A 20,492-nucleotide genomic window follows, 5' to 3' on the forward strand; every position below is an offset into this window, starting at 1 on the left:
GCAAGATAGCTAAATTTCGCTACTGCAGGAACTCCAGCACTGTCTGGTTAAATGTTTCCTTCAGCTCCACATTGGACAGGTGTACTGCCGGCAGCATGACCAGCCGGGCATCGGGGATAGCTACAGCGAGGAATGCGCTGTGCTCCGGTAAAGTTACGGTATCATCGTCGCCACCGATAACCAGCGTTTGGTGCGGTATCAGCGGCGCTGTTTTGCGCAGGTCGCCATCGCGTACAGCCGCAAAGGAGCCTGCCAGCCCGGTGGGAGACATGGCCAGGATTACTTTCCGGAACGGTGCAATGCGGGGATCTTCAGCGTCGATCATGGCGGCGGGGAACCAGTTGCGGATAAACATGTTTTCAAATGCGGCCATATCTGGATGCTGGCGCAGGGAGCGGATGTTATTGTTAAAACCTTCCTCCGGACCGAGATGGGCGGCAGTATGCGCCAGTATGAGTTTGTTTATCCGCTCCGGCGCATGCGTGGCGATGTACTGAGCAATGAAGCCGCCGAGGGAAAGCCCGAGGAAATGCACCCGTTCAATGCCGAGGTGGTCCAGCAGCGCTATAACGTCGAGGGACATACGGCTGAGGGAGTAATCGCCGGCCGGAGCGCCGGAAGCGCCGTTGCCCCTGGTGTCGAAACGCAGTATGCGGAAATAGGGACTGAAGGCCGCTATCTGCGCGTCCCACATGTGATAGTTGGTGGCAATGGAATTGGAAAATACCAGTACCGGGTTGCCGGCGTTGCCGTCCAGCTGGTAGGCAATGCGTACACCGTCGCCGGTGGTGAAATATTGTTGTTGGCCTGAAATGACGCCGGCTGCTGTGCTAAGTGTATTGTTCATCGTTGTATGTTTTGTGTTATTGACAAGTCAAAATTAGGACGGCCGGAACTGGTGACGGAGGTATATCCCCGGGTTTATTCAGTATATTTACAGGTATGGAAAAATTACTTTACCGGCCGTTTGATTTACAGGTGTCAGCAGAAGAGCAGTGGGAGAAACGCCCGCTGGTATATCACTTTTTTGAGATTGTGCATATACTGGAAGGCAGCGGCTCAAGGGAGGTAAACCTGAATAAACTGTCTTACGCCAAGGGAGATACTTTTCTTTTTACACCGTTGGACTGCAGGGGATTTCTCAGCGAAACACCTACCCGTTTCTGTTCCATCCGCTTCTCAGAAATATTTATCTCCCAATATAAACAGGCACAGGACCAGGAGCGCGCGCTCCGGTGGCTGAAGCAGCTGGAGCATATTTTCTTTCAGCATAACCGCTTTCAGTGTATACAGATCACTGATCCGGCAGATCATCGTATTATCGGGCAGCTGGTCCACAGTATGATAGAAGAGCATCATCAGCAGAAAGACCACTACCAGGAGAATATGCAACATTTTATCTCCCTGTTGCTCAACATACTGGCCCGCAATGTGGCCGACAGCACCCGGGAAAGCGCCCGTGATGGGGAAGAGCCGCTGATCAATAAAATGCTGGTGCATATCCACACGCATATCGGTGAGCCGGACCGGCTAAAGATGGAGTTTCTGGCCGCCAGTTTCCACTTGTCAGCCAACTACGTCAGCGAATACTTCAAGAAGTTTACCGGCGTGGGGCTGCAGCAATATATCAGCCAATACAGGATGAAACTGGTAGAACAGCGGTTGCTCAACAGTGCGCTGACGATCGGGCAGATCGCCGACGAGTTTGGGTTTACCGATGAAAGTCATCTCAACAGGGTATTCAGAAAACAACATGGCGTGAGCCCTACCGTTTTCCGTAAACCAGCGGTGAAAGGAGTTGTGGCCTGATCATGGCTGATGTATTTTAGTCCCGTTCAGCGGGACAGTTATTTTGTTTTTTATGTAAAAATTAAGAAGATGTCTGTTGACCGTAACCTGTATTATATTCCAGCCTCCCTTTCTGTAGATGATATCATTCATCAGGCGGAATCAGACCCGGATGAAGTGCCCTGGGTAAGAGGCGTTCCTGTACGGGAACAGATTCACATTGAAGATTATAACCCGCAGTGGCCCGTATGGTTTGAGCAGCTGAAAGCCAGGGTGCAGCAGGCGCTCGGTGCTGCGGCTCTGCACATAGAGCATGTCGGTTCAACGGCAGTGGAGCAGTTGCCCGCCAAACCGGTGATAGACATGGATGTGATAGTAGCAGATCCGGTTGACGAAGCTGCTTATGTCCCCGCCCTGGAAGCGCTTGGCTACCGGCTGGAGGTGCGGGAGCCTTCATGGTACCAGCATCGTATGTTCCGGCTGGAGCAACCGCGGGTGAACCTGCATATTTTCGGTCCTGAATGCCCCGAGGCGGTACGGCATATCCTGTTCCGCAACTGGCTCCGCCAGCATCCCGAAGACAGGGAGCGTTATGCTGCCATCAAGTATGAAGCAGCCAGAGGCGTGGATAACGCCGGTGATTACAACGCCAAAAAGAACGCCGTGGTAAAAGCTATTTATGACCGGATGTACCGGGCGCTGGGACTGGTGAGCTAGATAAGAATGGGCGATATAACCCTCTGCCATATATGAAATTCCCTTAAATTGGAGCATAACTTAAACCAACACATTATGAAAAAATTACTGTTGTTAGCCGCTTTCCTACCGCTGATGGCTGTAGCACAGGACAAAGGCATGCATTTCGAGCATGGCTCCTGGGCAGAGATCAAAGCCAAGGCCAAAGCAGAAAACAAGTACATTTTTGTAGACTGCTACACTACCTGGTGCGGCCCCTGCAAATACATGTCCGCCAACATTTTCCCGCAGGAAAAAGTGGGAGACTTCATGAATGAGAAATATCTCAACGTAAAGGTGCAGATGGACAAGACGCCCAAGGATGGGGAAGACGTTAAAAAATGGTATGCTGACGCAGAGCAGATTGACAAGGATTATACTATCCGCGCATATCCTACTTTCCTGGTTTTCGCGCCTGACGGCCAGATCGTTGACCGGCAGGTAGGCGGCGCCGATGCGGACATGTTCATCGAAAGATGCGCCGCTTCCCTCGATCCTGCCAAACAATATTATCCGCAGCTGGCGAAATATAAAAACGGTCAGAAAGACACTGCTTTCCTGCGTAAGCTGGCCCTGCTCGCCCTGGACAAATACGATCAGGCAAACGCTGAAGCTGTAGCCAAAGAATACATCAGTCAACAGAAAGACCTTTATACACCTGTCAACATCAACTTTGTAGCGAAATTCACCCAGAGCTCAAAAGATCCCGGCTTTGATATGTTCCTGCATCATGCCGACAAAGTGAATAAAGTACTGGGCGCCGGCAAAGCAGAAGCGAAAGTAATGGAGATCGCCGCCAGAGAAGAGGTATATTCTAAATTGCGGCCTCAGGAGAGTGCGCCGGACTGGGCTTCCATCGAAAAAACTGTGAAAGCCAAGTACCCTGCTATCGCGGAAGAGCTGATGCTGAAAACCAAGATTCAATATTTCAGCTACATGAAAGACGCCGATAACGCGGTGGCTAACATCGTTGCCTATATGAAAAAATACGGTCATAAAGCAGATCCGCAGGCACTGAATGAGTATGCATGGACCATCTTCGAAAAATGCAACGATCAGAAATGCATAGAGGAGGCGCTGGAGTGGAGCAAACGTTCTTTCAAAGACAACGAGTATCCCGCTTTCATGGACACGTATGCTAACCTGCTGTACAAAGCCGGTAAAAAGGCTGAGGCGCTGGTATGGGAAGAGAAAGCCATGAACAAGGCAGAAGGAGACGAGAAAAAGAACTATGAGGCTACCCTGGAGAAAATGAAAAAAGGCGAGAAATACTGGAACTAGCCTGAGCATTTAATATGTAATTATAAAGCCGTGCCTGTTACAGGCGCGGTTTTTTGTTGGTTATACCCGTCCGGAAATGCTGTTGCAGTAACAGGTTGTAGCTTCAGTATAACGCAACACGAATATTCCACAGATTCCACGATACTTAAACCCAAACCGATATCCTGAAAAACCTTCAACCCAAAATCCACATACATGAGAAAACAATTCCTGATGATCACCCTTGCCGGGTGCGCCGTTATCAGCTCCTGTGAAAAGCGGGACACCGCTGATCATCCGGCCGGTCCTGCCGCCACACCGGCCACGCGTTTTGAATTCACCGTTACAGACGGCATTACCGGTTTCGCCGTTCCTGGCGCCACCATTACCGTCACCTCTCCTGATGGAAAAGAAAGCCGGCTGACAGCCGGAAAAAACGGTGTCGCTTCTTTTCCTGCCGCCAATGGAAAATTCTCCTTCGTGATAAACGGGGAGGGATACCGGCCGCTGGAGACTTATTTTTCCGGCGGCGAAGACTCACTGGTCCGCGCGGAAGTTCATCTGGACCCACAGGTCAACCCTGCAGTGGCCGTTGCCGGGAAAAAAGGCGATGCTTCCGCGGTCACGATCAGCGGATATATCAGCGATGCGGATGAACATACGCCGCTCGCCGGCGTGGAGGTTCAACTGGGCGCCTATACCGCCCGGACTGACAGCAGAGGATATTTTACCGCCAGTTTTCCCGTTGGCCAGCTCCCCGCAGATCCTTTGGCGAAGCCAGCGCAGATGGACATCAGCGCTGTTAAACCGGGGTACATAACACATGTGCTGAAAAATTTTTACCTCCTGCCGGACGCTTATACGTTTAAAATAGCGCTTCGCACAACAGCTTCACCGTCGGCGCAGCAAAACGGCAGAACGGGCACTGAGGAAGTGGAATACCTGCGTCAGGGATTGTTGGACAGGACTGCTGACGAAATGCAGCAACGTGAGGCCGCTGCCGTGGCAGCGGAAAACAATACCGCTGCTTATGGAAAAGCAACCGCATTGGCGTTACCGTCCAGTATCCGTGTAGGGCGCAATTGTTCCTGCCTTACCTGTAGCACCGTGCAGGTGATGAGCCTTGAATCCTATACCGCTTCGGGACTTGACAACGAATGGATTTCCAGCTGGAGGGCCGCTTCCCTGCAGGCCGGCGCTGTCGCCTACCGTTCTTATGGTGCATGGCATGTATTGCATCCGATACGTTCCAATTATGATATTTCCAGTACGCCCTGCTCGCAGGCGTGGGGCAGCGAAACCGCTTCCTCTACCATCAACGCGGCGAATGCCACTGCCGGTATTTACCTCTCCCAAAACGGGGCTGTTTTCCGCTCGGAGTATTCTGCCGAAAATAACAACGCAGGTTGCGGCAATGGCTATAGCGGCACCGGCAGCTCATGGCCCTGTATCTCGGACGCACGATGTGCCGGACGGGCCACCAACGGCCACGGAAGGGGCATGTGCCAGTGGGGCTCCAGCTTCTGGGCCAGCGATAAAGACTACCGGTGGATACTGAATCATTATTACAACCCGGGAGGCGTTGTTATTCAGTAGCGTTATCCGGTTCTGATACGGAACACCACCGAAAGTAAAAGAGCAGGAAACGCCCTCCGCGCCATGCAGGGGGCGTTTCCTGCCATATGTGTGCAAACAGCTATATCTTTGGGATATGGATGCGCTGTTAATAAAAACCTCTTATCTGCCACCATTTCCGTTACGTCCTTACATAGACCGCTTCTGGACCTGCGAAGGCACTGCTGCTGCTTATGCACAGCCAACCATGGCCATGGGCACCGGGGCGGAAATGATCTTTCAGCTTAAAGCACCCATGACGATCGTTTCGAATGGCAACATGCTTTTAACACCACCCCCGCAGGCCATCTACTGTGTCCGTCATCAGCATTACAGGGCGATGATCAATAACACCCACCGCTTTGTGGCCGTCCGTTTTAAAGCCGGTGCTATCAGGCATTTCTGCCCGCTGCCTGTAACCGGAATTATTGAATGTTTCCCCGATGTCCATCTCCTTTATGGCGACGAAGGTCAAAGGTTGACAGAAGGCTTACAGCGCAGTAAAGGTACCGCGCAGCAACTGGAGCTGATCAGCGTATTCCTGTCGGGATTATTGCGTAAATACCATCGTCCGCACGTATTAACAGACGAAGCCGTCCGGCGATTGTATCATCATCGTGAGCTCCCCGACATGATTGCTTTCAGCGCCGCTCTGGGCAGCAGCTACCGTCAGTTTGAGCGGCTTTTTATACAACATGTGGGTGTTACGCCCAAGGCGTTTCAACAGGCAGCGCGGCTGAACAATACGTTGAAATACCTCCTGTTCCGCGGCATCCATAACTATCTGCCGGTAGCATTTGATTTCGGGTACTATGACCAGTCACATTTTATCAGGGCATGCAGGAAGTACTTCGGTGATAAGCCGCGCGCTATCCTGTCGCCCACAGGCTGCGATCATCACTTTTACTTATCTTCTTGCAGCGCATCAGGACTGGCAGAAAGAAAATAAACCTTCAGGTCCTTTGTTTTCCACCCTTCCATCTTTTTAACAAAATCAACCAGGTAAGGCTGTGCAAAATGATATTTAAGCCCTGCCTGGTCCCTGTAGTGTTCTATCAGTGTGAAAGCACCCGCTTCTCCCGGCTCGGGATACCAGGTGTAAGCGATGCAGCCAGGCTCTTTTCTTGTCAGAGCAGCCAGGGTATCCAGTGCGCTGCGAAATTCGGTGGTGGCTTCCGGTCGGATGTATAGTTTGGCGATGACGAATTTTTCGACATTCATTGTTTGGGATGATTGGACAGATGATATTTTTTTGATGCGGTTATCATCAAAGCGGTGTGCCGGCGGGTGGCTGAAGCCAGGGATAGCTAATGTCATACAGGTAAACTGCCATAAAAGTGTTTTCGTGCGATTCATAATTAATGGAGTGATTTGATGGTCCCGCAAAGCTAGTTTTCATCGCATCGGGAAAATTGTATAATTCTGCCAACGATGCGCTGGACTCTGTTATGCAAAAGGAGGGATTAACCTGCACCTGGTTATATCTGGTTCAGGAACTGGCTCAGCGATTGCTCCGTCGGCAACCCGATCTTCTTCCTGATCCGGTACCGGCTCACTTCCACGCCCCGCACGGTGATATTAAGCAGCTGTGACACTTCTTTGGTCGTTAGATTCAGTTTGATATAGGTGCACATTTTTAAATCCGTTTTCGTCAGCTGCGGATATTGTTTTTTAAGCTTATTGAGAAAACCATCGTTCAGCTCATCGAAATGCGCGGCAAACACGTCCCAGTTGGCATTGATTTTTTCGGTATCCCTGATCAGGTCTGTAATGCTTTTAATATCTTCTTCGCTGTTGAGCCGTGATACTTTTTCTTTGATCTTCGTGAGCGTGTCCGCTTTTTCCATCAGGTGCATGCTGGTATTGGCCAGTTCTTTTTTCTGCAACAGTACCTCCTGAGCTAACTTTTCATTTTGAAGCTTGATGATTTCTTTTTCGTTCTTCTCCAGCTCGAGGTGATGGATGTAATTGAGCCTTTTCTGCTCTTCCTCAAATTTTCGCCGTTGCACGAGCAGTTTATGCTTCTGGCGTTTTTGTATCAGGTATACCAGGCCGGCAAAAAGGGCCAGGTAGCCAAGGATGGCCCAGACGGTCTTATACCATGGGGCTCTTATGACAAAGGTGTAAGACACCACTGCTGACTCCTGCTGTTGCTGGTCGCGGGCTTTTACTTTGAAGGTATAGGTACCGTTGGAGAGGTTGGTATAGTCCTTTTCCGTTTTACGGTCCCAGGAAGACCATTCGCGGTCGTATCCTTCCAGCTGGTAGCTGTACTCCATGTGTTTGTGGGATTCATACGCCGGTGCGCTGTATTCGAAATGAAAAGCGTTGTAGGCGGCGGACAAGGATGGTATATTACCGGTAAGCGGACCATGATAGCCGCCAAAGATAGTGCTGTCTGCCTTGCCGGCGGTTTTGACCATTCCCAGGAGGACGGTCACACGGGGCTTGACTGCGGTATATTTTTTATAATCAAGATGTATCAACCCGTTTTCTGAGCCGATAAAGATATTTTCCCGGTTATAGGGGTAGATGTTCTCAAACCTTGAAAGGAGCTGGCCAGCCAGTTCAGGAAAGTAGGTGACGGTGGGCGCGCTGACGCCATCTGCCGGCGAAAAATGCACTACGCCTGTTCCTTTTTCGTTGCAGAACCATACGTTCCCTTCATCGTCTTCAGTGAGGTACCGCATTTTCATCTTCCCGAAAACGGCAGACAGGAAGCCGGAAGGAACGAACCGGTTGCTTTGGGCGCTAAACTCGTAAAGTCCGTTGGTGGTCGCAAAAAGGACCTGGTTTTTTATTTTGAAAACAAAGTTGTTTAACGCCGATGGCAGGCCGTCATTCGTAGTGTAAAGGCGGGCGGTGTATTTTTTTTTGTCCTCCGATAAGGTGAAACGATAAATACCCCGGTAGGGATGGGAGGCCCAGATATCCCCGTTGTTGTCGAGGGCCAGAAAGCGGTAAGAGTCGGGAACGCCCGCTATTTTACCGGCGTCCTGGAAGCGGCTGTTTTCATAGCGGAGCCTTTTGAGGCCGTTGTAAGTGCCTACCACGACGTCCTGTACCGGAAACACGGATGACAAGGGCAGGAAATACCAGCAACCTTCGCCGCCGGAAATCAGCTGCGCATCGTTACCCTGCACGTCATAAATACCGATGTCATTGCCGAGCACCAGGCGTCCGTTGACTTCACGAAGGTTCCATGCTTCACGGTTTTCTGTGTTGGCGACACGCGCAAAGTCGTTTTTCGTGACATGAAGGTTATTATTATCAGCCAGTGCGGCGCTGTATAACCCGTTGGAAGTGCCCACATACAGCCTGTTGTGGAAAATACGTGTGGAATACGCGGACAGGTTATTGGCTTTGCCAATCTGCAGGTACCGGATGGCTGAATTATAATTGATATAACTGATACCGCTGTTAAGGCCTGTCCACAGGTTTTTGTCGGCGTCCATAAAAACGCTCAGCGTATTATTATTTTGCAGGCCCTGTTCATCAGAGAAACGTTGTAGCCCGTTGTGCCTGATATTGGCCACAAGGCAACCGCCAGCAGCGGTGGCCATGACAAATTCATCGTCATTTATTTTAGTGGCGGAGTTGATATAGAGATCGTGTTGTGGATTGTTGTGTTGGAGGGAGATGGTGCCATTTTGTAATAAAAATGTTCCATTTGTCCTGGTGACGATGAAAATACTATCTTTTCTCATTTGGAACATGCCGGCGATAAGCACACCTGCCAGCTTTTTACCATCATTCACAGGCTCCCACCGGGTATCATTCAGTTGAAGCATGCCAGTGGCACGGTCGGCGGCATAGATCCGGTCACCGGCACGCGCCATAAAAGTCCATTGAGAGTTAGGCTGGTGCACATGGACGGACTGACCGTTATACTCAAAGATCCTGTCGTGGGCCTGGAAGAAGATCCGCTTGCCCAGGACGGCGATATGCCACACGTCTGCAAACCGTTGATGCGGCGGTGGAATTTTGTCTTTGATGGAGGTGTAGGTCAAAATGCCATTCTGTCCGGAAGAGAAATACCCTATTTCATCCTGGCCGCCCACGTATATTTTCCCGTCGTCGCTGATGGCGAGGCACCATATCACCGTATTATTAGGCAGCGGATACAATTTCCAGTGACTGCCATCGAAACGTAACAAACCCTCATTATTGGCAAAATACATGACTTTCTGCTTGTCCTGACCGATGTCCCAGTTCTGGCTGCCGCTGTGATAATCAAATTTGGTGTAGTTGATAACGGCAGGAATGCCGGTCCCGTTTTGTGCATAAACAGCGTGACCGACAGTTGACAACAGCACCGGAAACAACAGGATGTTAAGCAGAATCTTATTCATATATGAGTCCCCACACGCGGATGTAGTAGTATTGTAGTAGTACGTTCGTCCATAAAAATAGACAATTACGGGATAAGACGTAGTAATGAAGTAGTGTTTTCTTCCTGTTTTCTGACAGGGTGCTCTACTTTTGTTTTTCCACGATCCACATTTAAGGAATGAAGCCAAAAACTAAATTTTACGTATGAAAAAAAAGTTCTCCAGAATTTTTCTCCTCCTTGTGCTGTCTGTTATCGTTCATTTAACCACCGATGCCCAAAACAAAATTGTAAAAGGCACCGTGACGGATGACAAAAATGCAGCGGTCATTGGCGCCTCTGTTGGTGTAAAAGGAACGGTAATCGGTACCTCCACGAATGAAGCAGGGGGATTTACCTTGTCCGTGCCTCCGGGCGCAGACTCTATTGTTGTGTCGGCAATAGGGTTTAACAGGCAGGTGGTCGCCATTACCGGCGCCGTCGTTAACGTTCAGTTGGAGTCTTCCAGGACCAAACTGGATGAGGTGATAGTAGTCGGTTATGGTACGCAGAAAAAAGCCGACCTCACTGCCCCGATCACTACGGTTAACACAGAAAATATGTTGAAGCGGACCACGGCCACGCCCATGGAAGCGCTGCAGGGAAGTGTTCCCGGCGTACAGGTGGTGACCAGCGGCGCCCCCGGCAGCTCCCCGAATGTCCGTATCAGAGGGGTAGGATCGTTTAATAATGAAAATCCGCTATACGTGGTGGATGGAATGTTTGTTAATGACATCAGCTTTCTGAACCCTAACGATATTGCCGATATGTCCATCCTGAAGGATGCGTCGGGCGCCGCCATCTATGGCGTACGTGCCGCGAACGGCGTGGTGCTGATCACCACCAAAAAAGGGAAAACGAATATGAAGACCCGCGTCACCTACACCGGGTATGTGGGCGTACAGAAGCCGACAAATGTATTGAAAATGGCCAACGGGCAACAGTACACCTCCTTTTCGCTGCAGAGAGGATCGGTGGCCGACAGCGGTACCGTATTGTTATCTTCCCAAAAATATGGCGGCAGTGGTCTGAATCCTACCACCAGCACGGACTGGTACGATGTTATATTAAGGAAAAGCGCCATGCTGACCAACCACGGCATAGATGTGCAGGGTGGCAGCGACAAGATCACATACTCAATGGGGCTGAATTACACCTACCAGAACGGTATTTTAAATGCCCTGAACAATTTCAAAAGGTACAACGGACGGCTGCAGCTCGAAGCCCGGGCTTTCCCCTGGCTGAAAGTAGGCTTCTCCGCCATCTTTAACAACTCCGTTACTTTCAATCCCAATAACGCTGCTTTCCTGGATGCTTACACCGCCTCGCCGTTGTTCCCGGTGTATGACAGCACCAACGTCAACGCTTTCCCGGTGAAGTTTACCGCTGCGTCGGTAATAGGCAGGTCTGACGACAAAAACCCGATGGCCTCCGCCTATTATAATTACGACCGGTCGAGGGCATTTCAGATATTACCTACTTTATATGCGGAAGCAGGCTTCTGGGAAAATAAAATCACCTTCCGGTCACAGTTGAGCCAGGTATATGGTTCCCTGCTGGGCACAAAATACCGGCCGGAGATGAACCTGGGCCCCGGCGCCGGTTCTACCGTATCTCACCTGACCTCCATCCAGGAGCGCACTACCAATTATATACTCGATAACCTTCTCACCTATAAAGACGGCAAAGGCGCGCATCACTGGAGCATACTGCTGGGGCAGTCCACAAGGGAAGAACGCTGGCGCCAGACACGGACCGAAGCCGATGATGTTCCCAACGTGGAAGAATCGTGGTATACCGGCCAGTATACGTCCAGTGCCGCTTACTACGGAGAGAACGGTACCCGCAACGCAGGTCTTTCCTATTTCACCCGTGCTACCTACGACTTCGATAATAAATACCTCCTCACGGCCACCTTCCGCGCTGATGGCAGCTCCAAATATCAGACAAAATGGGGCTATTTCCCTTCTGTAGGTCTTGGATGGGTACTGAGCAGGGAAGCCTTTATGAAAAACCAGAAAATATTTGATTTCTTAAAACTCAGGGGTAGCTGGGGACAGCTGGGCAATGACGGGGTGAACAGCAACGCCGGTTATGCCATCGTGAAGACCGGTAACAGCAATTCCGCCGTTTTTGGCAGCACTGCCGGTGCTAACGGGCTGTATGTGCCGGGGTACACTGTAGACCGGTTTTTTACAGATGTTACCTGGGAAGTGGTGACAGAGTGGGATGCCGGTATCGATTTCGAAATGTTTAAAGGCAAATTAAAAGGCTCTGTCGACTACTACAACAGGAAAACCACCAAGGCCGCTTTCTATCGGCCGTTCTCCTTCACTTACCGCACCGTTTACGGCAACTGGGCCGATATGGTGAACAGCGGATGGGACATCGCCCTGAACTGGAGCGATAAAATCGGCCAGGTAGGATACCAGATCGGCGGCAATGTGTCCACGTTGAAAAATAAGGTCACCAGTTTAGGTACATTGCCCAGTTCTACCGGCGGCTTCCCTGAATGGACCGCGGAATTCCCCAACCGGATCCTGGTAGGCGAGCCTATTAATTATTTCTACGGCTATGAGTTCACCGGTGTTTACCAGACACAACAGGAGATCGATGGCGACCCGATAGCGAAACACTACAACCAGGGCGCCTCATCGCCGATTGTGCCCGGCTTCCCGAAATATAAAGACCAGAACGGCGACGGTGTCCTCGATGATAAAGACCGTATCAATATGGGCAGCTATCTCCCTAAATTTACCTACGGCTTTAACATTGCGCTGAACTATAAACAATTTGATTTCAGCGTGGCTTTCCAGGGCGTGTCCGGCAATAAAATATTCAACCTGAACAGGGGCCGGCTGTACAAAGCATCCACCTCTTTAAATATCGATGAAAAATTTGCCAGCAACCTCTGGACCGGTCCCGGCTCCACGAATGCCTACCCTTCTGCCTATGCACTGGGACAGGGATGGTTTAAAGTAAGCAACTCTTTCTTTGTAGAGAGCGGTGCTTATCTGCGGGTACAGAATATACAGCTGGGTTATAACTTTAAGGTAGGTAAACAATCCCCCATCGGTATGCGGGTATTCGCTACTGCCGACAGGCCGTTTATGTTTACCCGGTACAACGGCTTTACACCGGAAGTAGGCACCTATACCGGCAACGGCGCTTCTGTTTCCGGCTACGATGCCAATGTGTACCCGGTTTCATCCACTTACAGCTTAGGCGTTACCGCTACTTTTTAAGGAAATGTTTCCTGTCAACAAAAAATGAAATCATGAGAAGTTATATATCCATCTCTTTCCTGATCATACTGGTAGCTACGGGCTGCTCCAAATTTTTAGACCGCCCGCAGGAAAATCAGGCACAATCTTCCAGTATCAATTATGCTGATTTATCACTGATGTACCAGCCGGTGTCGGGGGTGTACAGAACAGCGGCCAGCGGCACTTTTGCAAAATGGATCAGCGTCGCCATCCGGTCTTCGCACAGCGACGATGTGGCGCCGGGCAACGACGACGCCGGGCAGGTGTCTATCCATAACTTCAAAAGTGATGTGACCGTAAAAAGTTACTGGGGCATCAACGATATGTGGATCAGCATGTACGCCGTAGTGCTGGCATCGAACAGCGCGCTGGCCGAACTGGACAAATTCGGTAAAAATATTCCCGCCAACGACGCGGAAAAAATGAAGCTGCTGGCCAGGTACCAGGCGGAAGTCCGCTTCTATAGGGCGCTGGCGCACTTCTGGCTTTGCAGGACCTACGGTGCGGTACCTATCCTGGGCATAGAAAGCAATGACCCCGCCAGCTTCGGCGAGGCCAGCAAAAGCAGCGTGGAAGATGTAAAAAAACATGTCATCTCTGAAATGGACTTCTGTATTGCCAACCTGGAAGATGCCCGGCCCAATGCCGCCAGCCGTATCGGCGCGGTGACAAAATACACGGCCCTGATGTTAAAGGCGAAAGCTGCCATGGACCTGGCAGGTAACAACAACGGCAGCACCTATTGGGACGTAGTGCTGGATTGTACCAACCAGATCGTCAACAGCGGTAAATTCTCGCTGTTCAGCGATTACTACCAGCTCTTTAAAATGCCCGGTAAATTATGCGACGAATCCATCCTTGAATTGCAGTATTCCGATTTCGGAAAGTCTACCGGCGACATCGTTATCTCCGGCGGTCCCGGCGAAGAATGGGGCAACTTCTTTTTCTTCCAGGGCCCTGAAAATACGTACAGCCCTGTGATCACCGGCCCGGGATGGATGGTGCCTACCCAGAAAGCGGTCGATTTCCTGACCTCACGTAACGACAGCATCCGGCTGAAAACCACCATCCGGTACTGCGGGGTGAACGGCGCCCCCGGAACCTATTCCGTAACGCCTGACGGAGACACCATTTCCGGCAATGCGTCCAGGAAGAAGTATTTTAACGGGAAAGCCTATACTCCCCGTTCGCAGATGACACCCGGCAGGATCGATTACTATGGCGCGAACAACAACGTGCGTATCATGCGCTACGCAGAAGTGCTGCTCATGAATGCGGAAGCAAAAATCCGTAAAGGACAGAACGGGGACGCGCCTGTCAACCTGGTCAGAAACAGGGTGAAGCTGGCGTCTATCGCCAATGTTACGCTGCAGCAGGTGCTGGACGAGCGCCATGCGGAACTGATCTGCGAATGGTGGGGCGAGCGCTTCAACGACCTGGTGAGGACCGATCAGGCAGCCACCGTACTGCCGGGTTTTGTAAAGGGGCAGAGCGAATACATTCCTATCCCCCAGGCTCAGGAAGACGTCAACCCAAAACTTAAATAGTGCGTAGTAACCCGAATCCATAAACGATATTTCAGGTAGATGAAAAAAAGTATTTATTGTCTTTTGCTGATAGCGGCCGGCTGCTGCTATATGGCCAGCGTACAGGCCCAATCCATCAAACGCCACAAGAAATGGCAACTGGCCTGGAGCGATGAATTTAATGGCAGCGGGCTGCCGGACAGCACTAAGTGGGGATACCAGACCGGCCGTTCCGGCTGGGGCAACAACGAGCTGCAGTTTTATACCGCAGCAGATACCAGCAATGCCCAAGTGGAAAACGGTAAGCTGTACATTACGGCGAGAAACAACGGCAGCGGAGACCGTCAATACACGTCGGCCCGGATGATCACCAGAAACAAAGGCGACTGGCGGTACGGAAAACTGGAAGTGAGAGCGAAACTGCCCGGCGGCAGGGGACTCTGGCCCGCCATCTGGATGCTGTCCACAGACAATAAGTATGGCGGCTGGCCCGAAAGCGGCGAGATCGATGTGATGGAACATGTGGGATATATGAAGGACAGCATCTTCGGTAGCCTGCACAGCAAGACCTACAACCATATTATCGGTACCCAGAAAACAAAAGGCGTTTTTATTAAGCGCCCATATGATAAGTTTCATGTGTATGCCGTTGAATGGACGCCTGATCATATCACCTTCCTGTTGGACAGGAAGGTGTATTACCAGGTGGCCAATGAGCACAAAGGACATGAGGGATGGCCGTTTGACCAGCCGTTTTACCTGTTGCTCAACGTGGCCGTAGGAGGTAACTGGGGCGGGAAGGAAGGCGTGGACGAAACGGTGTTCCCGGCAGCCATGCAGGTGGACTATGTACGGATGTACGATTACGTGGAATAGCGGCGCCGCCATGCAGTAGTGGCATATATACAATTACATAGTGGAGAAAACTATGTAATTGTATATATTACTAACATTCTTTAATAAACATCCAATAACATGAGACAGGTAAAAGTAGCCCTCCTGGGCGCCGGATTTATTGCAGATATCCACATGGAAAGTTACAGCCGGTTTGTGCCGGAAGCGGAAATTGTGGCAGTGTATGCGCGTAACGCGGAAAAAGCACAGGCTTTTGCTGCGAGACATCATATCGCCCGGTCCTTTTCTTCTATTGATGAGCTGATCAAAAATGTTGATTTTGATGTGGTGGACATCTGTCTCCCTAACTTCCTGCACAAAGAGGCGACCTTAAAAGCCGCTGCTGCCGGTAAACACATTATCATCGAAAAGCCGCTGGCGGTGACGCTGGAAGAAGCGGACGAGATGATTGCTGCCTGTGAAAAAGCCAACGTGAAACTGATGTATGCAGAGGAACTTTGTTTTGCGCCGAAGTACGAGCGGGCCCGGGCACTGGTGGAAGAAGGCGGCGTAGGCGACATCTACATGTTAAAGCAGTCAGAGAAACATTCCGGCCCGCATTCCGACTGGTTTTACGACGTCAACCAGTCCGGCGGCGGCGTGCTGATGGATATGGGCTGCCATGGCATCGAATGGTTCAGGTGGATGCTGAAAAACAGGAAAGCCCTGAGTGTGACAGCGTCGATGAGTACCGTGTTTCACAAGGAAAGAACAAAAGGGGAAGACAATTCTATCATCATCATCGAATTTGAGGGCGGTGTCACCGGCGTGGTGGAAAACTCATGGGCCAAACACGGCGGTATGGACGACCGCAGCGAGATTTACGGTACCGGCGGCGTGGCCTATGCGGATCTGTTCATCGGTAACTCCGTACTGGCGTATAGCCGCAACGGTTATGGTTATGCCATGGAGAAGACCGACACCACAGTGGGCTGGAGCTTCTGCATATTCGAAGAAGCTTTCAACCAGGGGTATCCGCAGGAACTGAAACACTTTATCGATTGCGTGATACATGACCGTGAACCGCTGGTGACGGGCAAAGACGGCCGCGCCGTGCTGGAAATTATTTATGCCGCTTATGCATCCGCCGGGCAGGGTAAAAAAATCATGCTCCCGTTTGCCCCGAAGGTGGAAAAACCAATCGATTTATGGTTGAACCCATAAGTCATCATTAAAAAGTGGAAACCTTGAAAGTAGAGATTTATAGCACCTATGAGGCGCTTTCTGAAAAAGTGGCCGAACAGGTGATACAGCTGATGGCTGCCTGTGATGAACCCTTGCTTTGTCCCGCCTCCGGCGATACGCCGGCCGGTTTATACCAGGTGCTGGCGGAAAGATACCGGCAACAGCCCGGCAATATTGCCCGCTGGCGTTATGTGGGACTGGACGAATGGGTGGGACTCAACGGAACAGACCAGGGGAGCTGCCGGTATTCCATTGACAAAGCACTATTTCAGCCTTTGCAGGTAAGCGAAGAAAATATCTGTTTTTTTGATGGCCGTTCTGCCGACCTCCCGCAGGAATGCGAGGCGGCGGAGCGGTTCATCAAGGCGCGGGGCGGTATCGATGTGGCTATCCTGGGCCTGGGTATGAACGGGCATATCGCCATGAACGAACCCGGTTGCGCGGCGGATGGCAGGGCACAGGTAGCAGCGCTGCATCCGGTGACCAAACAGGTAGGCCAGAAGTACTTTCAGCAGCACCTTGAACTGGAAAAAGGGATTACCCTGGGCATGGGCACCTTGCTCGAAAGCAGGCATATTATTTTGATGGTAAGCGGTAAACACAAAGCGGGGATCGTCAGAAAACTGCTGGAGGGTCCCGCTACCAATGACCTGCCGGCCAGCCTGCTGCAGCGCCATCCGGCCGTGACGATCTTTCTGGATGAAGATGCCGCTTCCGGCCTGACCAACAGAGATGCATATGCAGATAATAGGCATTGATCTCGGCGGCACTAATCTACGGGCCGGTGTGGTGCAGGACGGCGTACTGCAGCCGGTAGTGTCACAGCCACTGAAGATGCGTGGCACCAGCACGGAAGTCCTTGAGCAGATTTTCGGCGTTATCGATCAGCTCCTGCATCCGGAAGTGACGGCCATCGGCATCGGCGTGCCGGGCCTGGTAGACCCGCTCACCCGGAAGGTACAGGGCGTAGTGAATATCCCCGCCCTCAATGATACAGATGTCCGGGCCATATTGGAACAGCGGTACCGGCTGCCGGTGAAGATAGAGAACGATGCCAACTGTTTTGCATGGGGAGAGTTTCACTACGGTGCGGGGCGTTCGTTTCAATCGATGGTCGGACTGACGATAGGGACCGGCCTCGGAACGGGGATAGTAGCCGAAGGTCGGCTGTTTACCGGCCGCCATGGCGGAGCCGGCGAGTTTGGGATGGTCCGCTACCTCGATAAAAACATAGAGTATTATGTCAGCGGCCGTTTTTTCGGACAGGTATATAAAACGGCGGGAGAAGTGGTGTACCGGCGGGCGCTGGAAGGAGATAAGGAGGCATTGGACATATATGAAGATTTCGGGCGCCACCTGGGAGAAGCGATCAAAATGATTCTTTATGCATTGGACACGGAATGCATTGTCATTGGCGGCGCCGTTAAAGCAGCTTTTCCTTTTTATGCTGCCGGTATGTGGGAAACGGTCCGTGATTTTGGGTTTCAGCATTCGGTTTCTTCCCTGAAAATCGAAGCGTCTTCTTTGATCAACAGTAATATTTTAGGTGCGGCAGCGCTGCATCTTCAGCAACGATAAGATTGATAACAATGAAATAAACTTTTGTGTATGGCCGAAAACAAGGATGCCGTTACGCACTTTGATGCTATTGTCGTAGGCAGTGGTATCAGTGGCGGATGGGCAGCAAAGGAACTGTGCGAAAAAGGACTGAAAACGCTGGTGTTGGAACGGGGCAGGAATGTAGAACACATCAGGGACTATCCTACCGCCAGCACGCCGGTATGGGATTTTAAGTACCGCGGCGCGCTGCCGAAATCTGTGCTGGATGCCAACCCTTATATCAGCAGGGCCGCCGGTTATGATGCCAGCACCGCCCACTTTTTCGTAAAAGACGCAGATCATCCCTACATACAGGAGAAACCTTTCGAATGGATACGGGGATACCAGGTAGGCGGAAAGTCACTCATATGGGGACGGGCGTGTGCCCGTTGGAGTGCGATGGATTTCACCGCGCCGCACCGTTATGGTTATGGTATCGAATGGCCTGTCGGCTACGATGACATCGCGCCATGGTACAGCCATGTGGAGAAATTCATCGGAGTGTGCGGTAACAAAGACGGCATAGACACCATGCCGGACGGCGAGTTCCAGCCGGCATTCGAACTGAACTGCGTGGAACAGCATCTGAAAGAGGTGGTAGCAGAAAAGTTCAACCGCCACTATGTGTCCGGCAGATGGGCGCAGGTGACGCAGCCGCAGGAAATTCATAAGGAACAGCACCGCCAGTGCCTGAGCCGGAACCTCTGTATGCGTGGTTGTCCGCTGGGTGGCTATTTCAGCTCCAACGCGTCTACGCTGCCGTGGGCGGAGAAAACCGGCAACCTGACCATCCGGCCCTTTTCGGTGGTACATTCTGTCATCTACGATGAACAGTCCGGCAAGGCTGCCGGCGTAAAGGTGATCGATGCGCAAACAAAAGAAGAGATCATCTATCACGCGAAAATCATTTTCCTCAACGCATCTGCTTTAAACACCAATCTCATATTGCTCAACTCTGTGTCTGAACGTTTTCCGAACGGACTGGGCAACGATAATGGCTTATTGGGTAAGTATATCTGTTTTCATAACTACCGGGCGTCTGTCAGCGGTGAATTCGACGGCTTTGAGGATAAATACTATAAGGTGTCGAAACCTTCGGAATGTATTATCCCCAATTTCAGGAACGTCTATCAGCAGGATACGGATTTTGTGGGCGGCTACGTTATTTTCAGCGCCGGCTACCGGGAGAAGCTGAATGACGAAAACGTACCGGCCGTGCTGGGCGCCGCTTTCAAGGAGGCTATCAGCAAACCCGGTAAATGGGGCGCTTACATGTATATGCAGGGCGAAACCATTCCTAAGGCGAGCAACCATGTAAGACTGAGCAAAGATAAAAAAGACGAATGGGGCATTCCGTTGCTGATCACCTCCGTGGATTATGATGATAACGACGACAGGATGGTAAAGGATTTTATAGAACAGGGAACGGCCATGATGGCGGCGGCGGGCGCGAAGAACATCGTCGTGAACGACAATCGTCAGCCGCCCGGGCTGGACATCCACGAAATGGGAGGCGTGCGCATGGGCAAAGACCCGGCCACTTCATTACTCAACGAATGGAACCAGTTGCACCACTGTAAGAACGTATTCGTTACCGATGGCGCCTGTATGACCAGTACCGGCAATCAGAGCCCTTCCATTCTTTATATGTCATTAACCGCCCGCGCGGCTAACTATGCCGTGGAGCAACTAAAAAAAGGAGCGTTGTAAATGGACCGCAGGGAACTGATAAAAACAATCGCCGTGCTGACAGGAGCTGCCTTTGTGGGCGGTGACCTTTTTCTCTCCGGATGCAGGGAACAAAACAAAGCGCTGTTTAGTCAGGAGGATATTGCGTTCTTCGACGAGGTGGCGGAAACCATTATACCCCGTACCGACACGCCGGGCGCAAAGGATGCGGAAGTGGGGAAATTCATGGTATTATATGCGTCCGATTGTTATGACATCGCACAGCAGCAAACGCTGCAACAGGGAATTACGCAGATAAATAACACGGCAAAGAAAAAATTCAGGCGCGCCTTTGTTCAGCTGACTACAGCGCAAAAACTGTCCCTGCTGACAGATATCCAGGAAGAAGCACGCCGGCAGAAAGCGCGGAAAGATGCGCCGGTGCATTACTTTACGCTCATGAAGCAATTGACGCTGCTGGGATTCTTTACCTCGGAAGCCGGTGCTACGCAGGTATTGCGGCATCTCCCGGTGCCCGGCACTTATCACGGATGCGTGGATTATAACGGGGAGACGGCCTGGGGATAA

At 51.3% G+C, this 20,492-nt stretch carries 16 protein-coding genes; 13 read left to right on the top strand and 3 right to left on the bottom strand.

Translation table 11 applies throughout. The annotated features are described in order from the left end of the window. Nucleotides 1–19: 19 nt before the first annotated feature. Nucleotides 20–847: an alpha/beta fold hydrolase gene (locus tag HF324_RS08980; RefSeq protein ID WP_168859606.1), complete on the bottom strand. Its 828-nt coding sequence runs from the start codon at nucleotides 845–847 to the stop codon at nucleotides 20–22. A 95-nt stretch (nucleotides 848–942) separates the two neighbouring features. Between HF324_RS08980 and HF324_RS08985 the strand changes: the two genes are divergently transcribed. From HF324_RS08985 to HF324_RS09005, 5 genes are all read left to right on the top strand, one after another. Then, a complete protein-coding gene (locus HF324_RS08985; protein ID WP_168802100.1) occupies nucleotides 943–1,809 on the top strand; it encodes a helix-turn-helix domain-containing protein in 867 nt (288 codons plus the stop codon). A gap of 69 nt (nucleotides 1,810–1,878) precedes the next feature. Further along, nucleotides 1,879–2,505 carry a GrpB family protein gene (locus HF324_RS08990; RefSeq protein WP_168859607.1) on the top strand — a complete coding sequence of 209 codons (627 nt, stop codon included), beginning with the start codon at nucleotides 1,879–1,881 and terminating at the stop codon, nucleotides 2,503–2,505. Between the two features lie 75 nt (nucleotides 2,506–2,580). Beyond that, nucleotides 2,581–3,804 carry a thioredoxin family protein gene (locus HF324_RS08995; RefSeq protein WP_168802102.1) on the top strand — a complete coding sequence of 408 codons (1,224 nt, stop codon included), beginning with the start codon at nucleotides 2,581–2,583 and terminating at the stop codon, nucleotides 3,802–3,804. A gap of 195 nt (nucleotides 3,805–3,999) precedes the next feature. After that, nucleotides 4,000–5,379: a SpoIID/LytB domain-containing protein gene (locus HF324_RS09000; RefSeq protein WP_168859608.1), complete on the top strand. Its 1,380-nt coding sequence runs from the start codon at nucleotides 4,000–4,002 to the stop codon at nucleotides 5,377–5,379. Nucleotides 5,380–5,494: 115 nt separating this feature from the next. Continuing rightward, a complete protein-coding gene (locus tag HF324_RS09005) occupies nucleotides 5,495–6,346 on the top strand; it encodes a helix-turn-helix domain-containing protein (protein ID WP_168859609.1) in 852 nt (283 codons plus the stop codon). Here the strand turns inward: HF324_RS09005 and HF324_RS09010 are convergent. Both HF324_RS09010 and HF324_RS09015 read right to left on the bottom strand, forming a co-directional pair. Further along, a complete protein-coding gene (locus tag HF324_RS09010; RefSeq protein WP_168802105.1) occupies nucleotides 6,301–6,618 on the bottom strand; it encodes a putative quinol monooxygenase in 318 nt (105 codons plus the stop codon). The genes HF324_RS09005 and HF324_RS09010 overlap by 46 nt on opposite strands. Nucleotides 6,619–6,875: 257 nt before the next feature. Then, a complete protein-coding gene (locus tag HF324_RS09015) occupies nucleotides 6,876–9,749 on the bottom strand; it encodes a ligand-binding sensor domain-containing protein (RefSeq protein WP_168859610.1) in 2,874 nt (957 codons plus the stop codon). A 184-nt stretch (nucleotides 9,750–9,933) separates the two neighbouring features. Between HF324_RS09015 and HF324_RS09020 the strand changes: the two genes are divergently transcribed. The 8 genes from HF324_RS09020 to HF324_RS09055 all read left to right on the top strand — a co-directional run bounded on the left by HF324_RS09020 (nucleotide 9,934) and on the right by HF324_RS09055 (nucleotide 20,492). Beyond that, nucleotides 9,934–13,011 carry a SusC/RagA family TonB-linked outer membrane protein gene (locus HF324_RS09020; protein WP_168859611.1) on the top strand — a complete coding sequence of 1,026 codons (3,078 nt, stop codon included), beginning with the start codon at nucleotides 9,934–9,936 and terminating at the stop codon, nucleotides 13,009–13,011. A gap of 32 nt (nucleotides 13,012–13,043) precedes the next feature. Next, nucleotides 13,044–14,579: a RagB/SusD family nutrient uptake outer membrane protein gene (locus HF324_RS09025; RefSeq protein WP_168802108.1), complete on the top strand. Its 1,536-nt coding sequence runs from the start codon at nucleotides 13,044–13,046 to the stop codon at nucleotides 14,577–14,579. A 39-nt stretch (nucleotides 14,580–14,618) separates the two neighbouring features. Further along, on the top strand, nucleotides 14,619–15,434 hold the full coding sequence (locus tag HF324_RS09030; RefSeq protein WP_168859612.1) for a glycoside hydrolase family 16 protein: 816 nt from the start codon (nucleotides 14,619–14,621) through the stop codon (nucleotides 15,432–15,434). A gap of 99 nt (nucleotides 15,435–15,533) precedes the next feature. Further along, the gene (locus HF324_RS09035) at nucleotides 15,534–16,616 is read left to right on the top strand and encodes a Gfo/Idh/MocA family protein (protein WP_168859613.1); all 1,083 of its coding nucleotides are present in this window, start codon (nucleotides 15,534–15,536) and stop codon (nucleotides 16,614–16,616) included. Nucleotides 16,617–16,639: 23 nt separating this feature from the next. Then, a complete protein-coding gene (locus HF324_RS09040; RefSeq protein ID WP_168859614.1) occupies nucleotides 16,640–17,395 on the top strand; it encodes a glucosamine-6-phosphate deaminase in 756 nt (251 codons plus the stop codon). Further along, nucleotides 17,376–18,215: an ROK family protein gene (locus tag HF324_RS09045; protein ID WP_168802112.1), complete on the top strand. Its 840-nt coding sequence runs from the start codon at nucleotides 17,376–17,378 to the stop codon at nucleotides 18,213–18,215. Before HF324_RS09040 ends, HF324_RS09045 begins: the two co-directional genes overlap by 20 nt. Nucleotides 18,216–18,245: 30 nt before the next feature. Then, the gene (locus tag HF324_RS09050) at nucleotides 18,246–19,946 is read left to right on the top strand and encodes a GMC oxidoreductase (RefSeq protein WP_168802113.1); all 1,701 of its coding nucleotides are present in this window, start codon (nucleotides 18,246–18,248) and stop codon (nucleotides 19,944–19,946) included. Beyond that, nucleotides 19,947–20,492 carry a gluconate 2-dehydrogenase subunit 3 family protein gene (locus HF324_RS09055; protein ID WP_168802114.1) on the top strand — a complete coding sequence of 182 codons (546 nt, stop codon included), beginning with the start codon at nucleotides 19,947–19,949 and terminating at the stop codon, nucleotides 20,490–20,492.

The organism is Chitinophaga oryzae (genome assembly GCF_012516375.2).
GTDB classification, from domain to species: Bacteria; Bacteroidota; Bacteroidia; order Chitinophagales; family Chitinophagaceae; genus Chitinophaga; species Chitinophaga oryzae.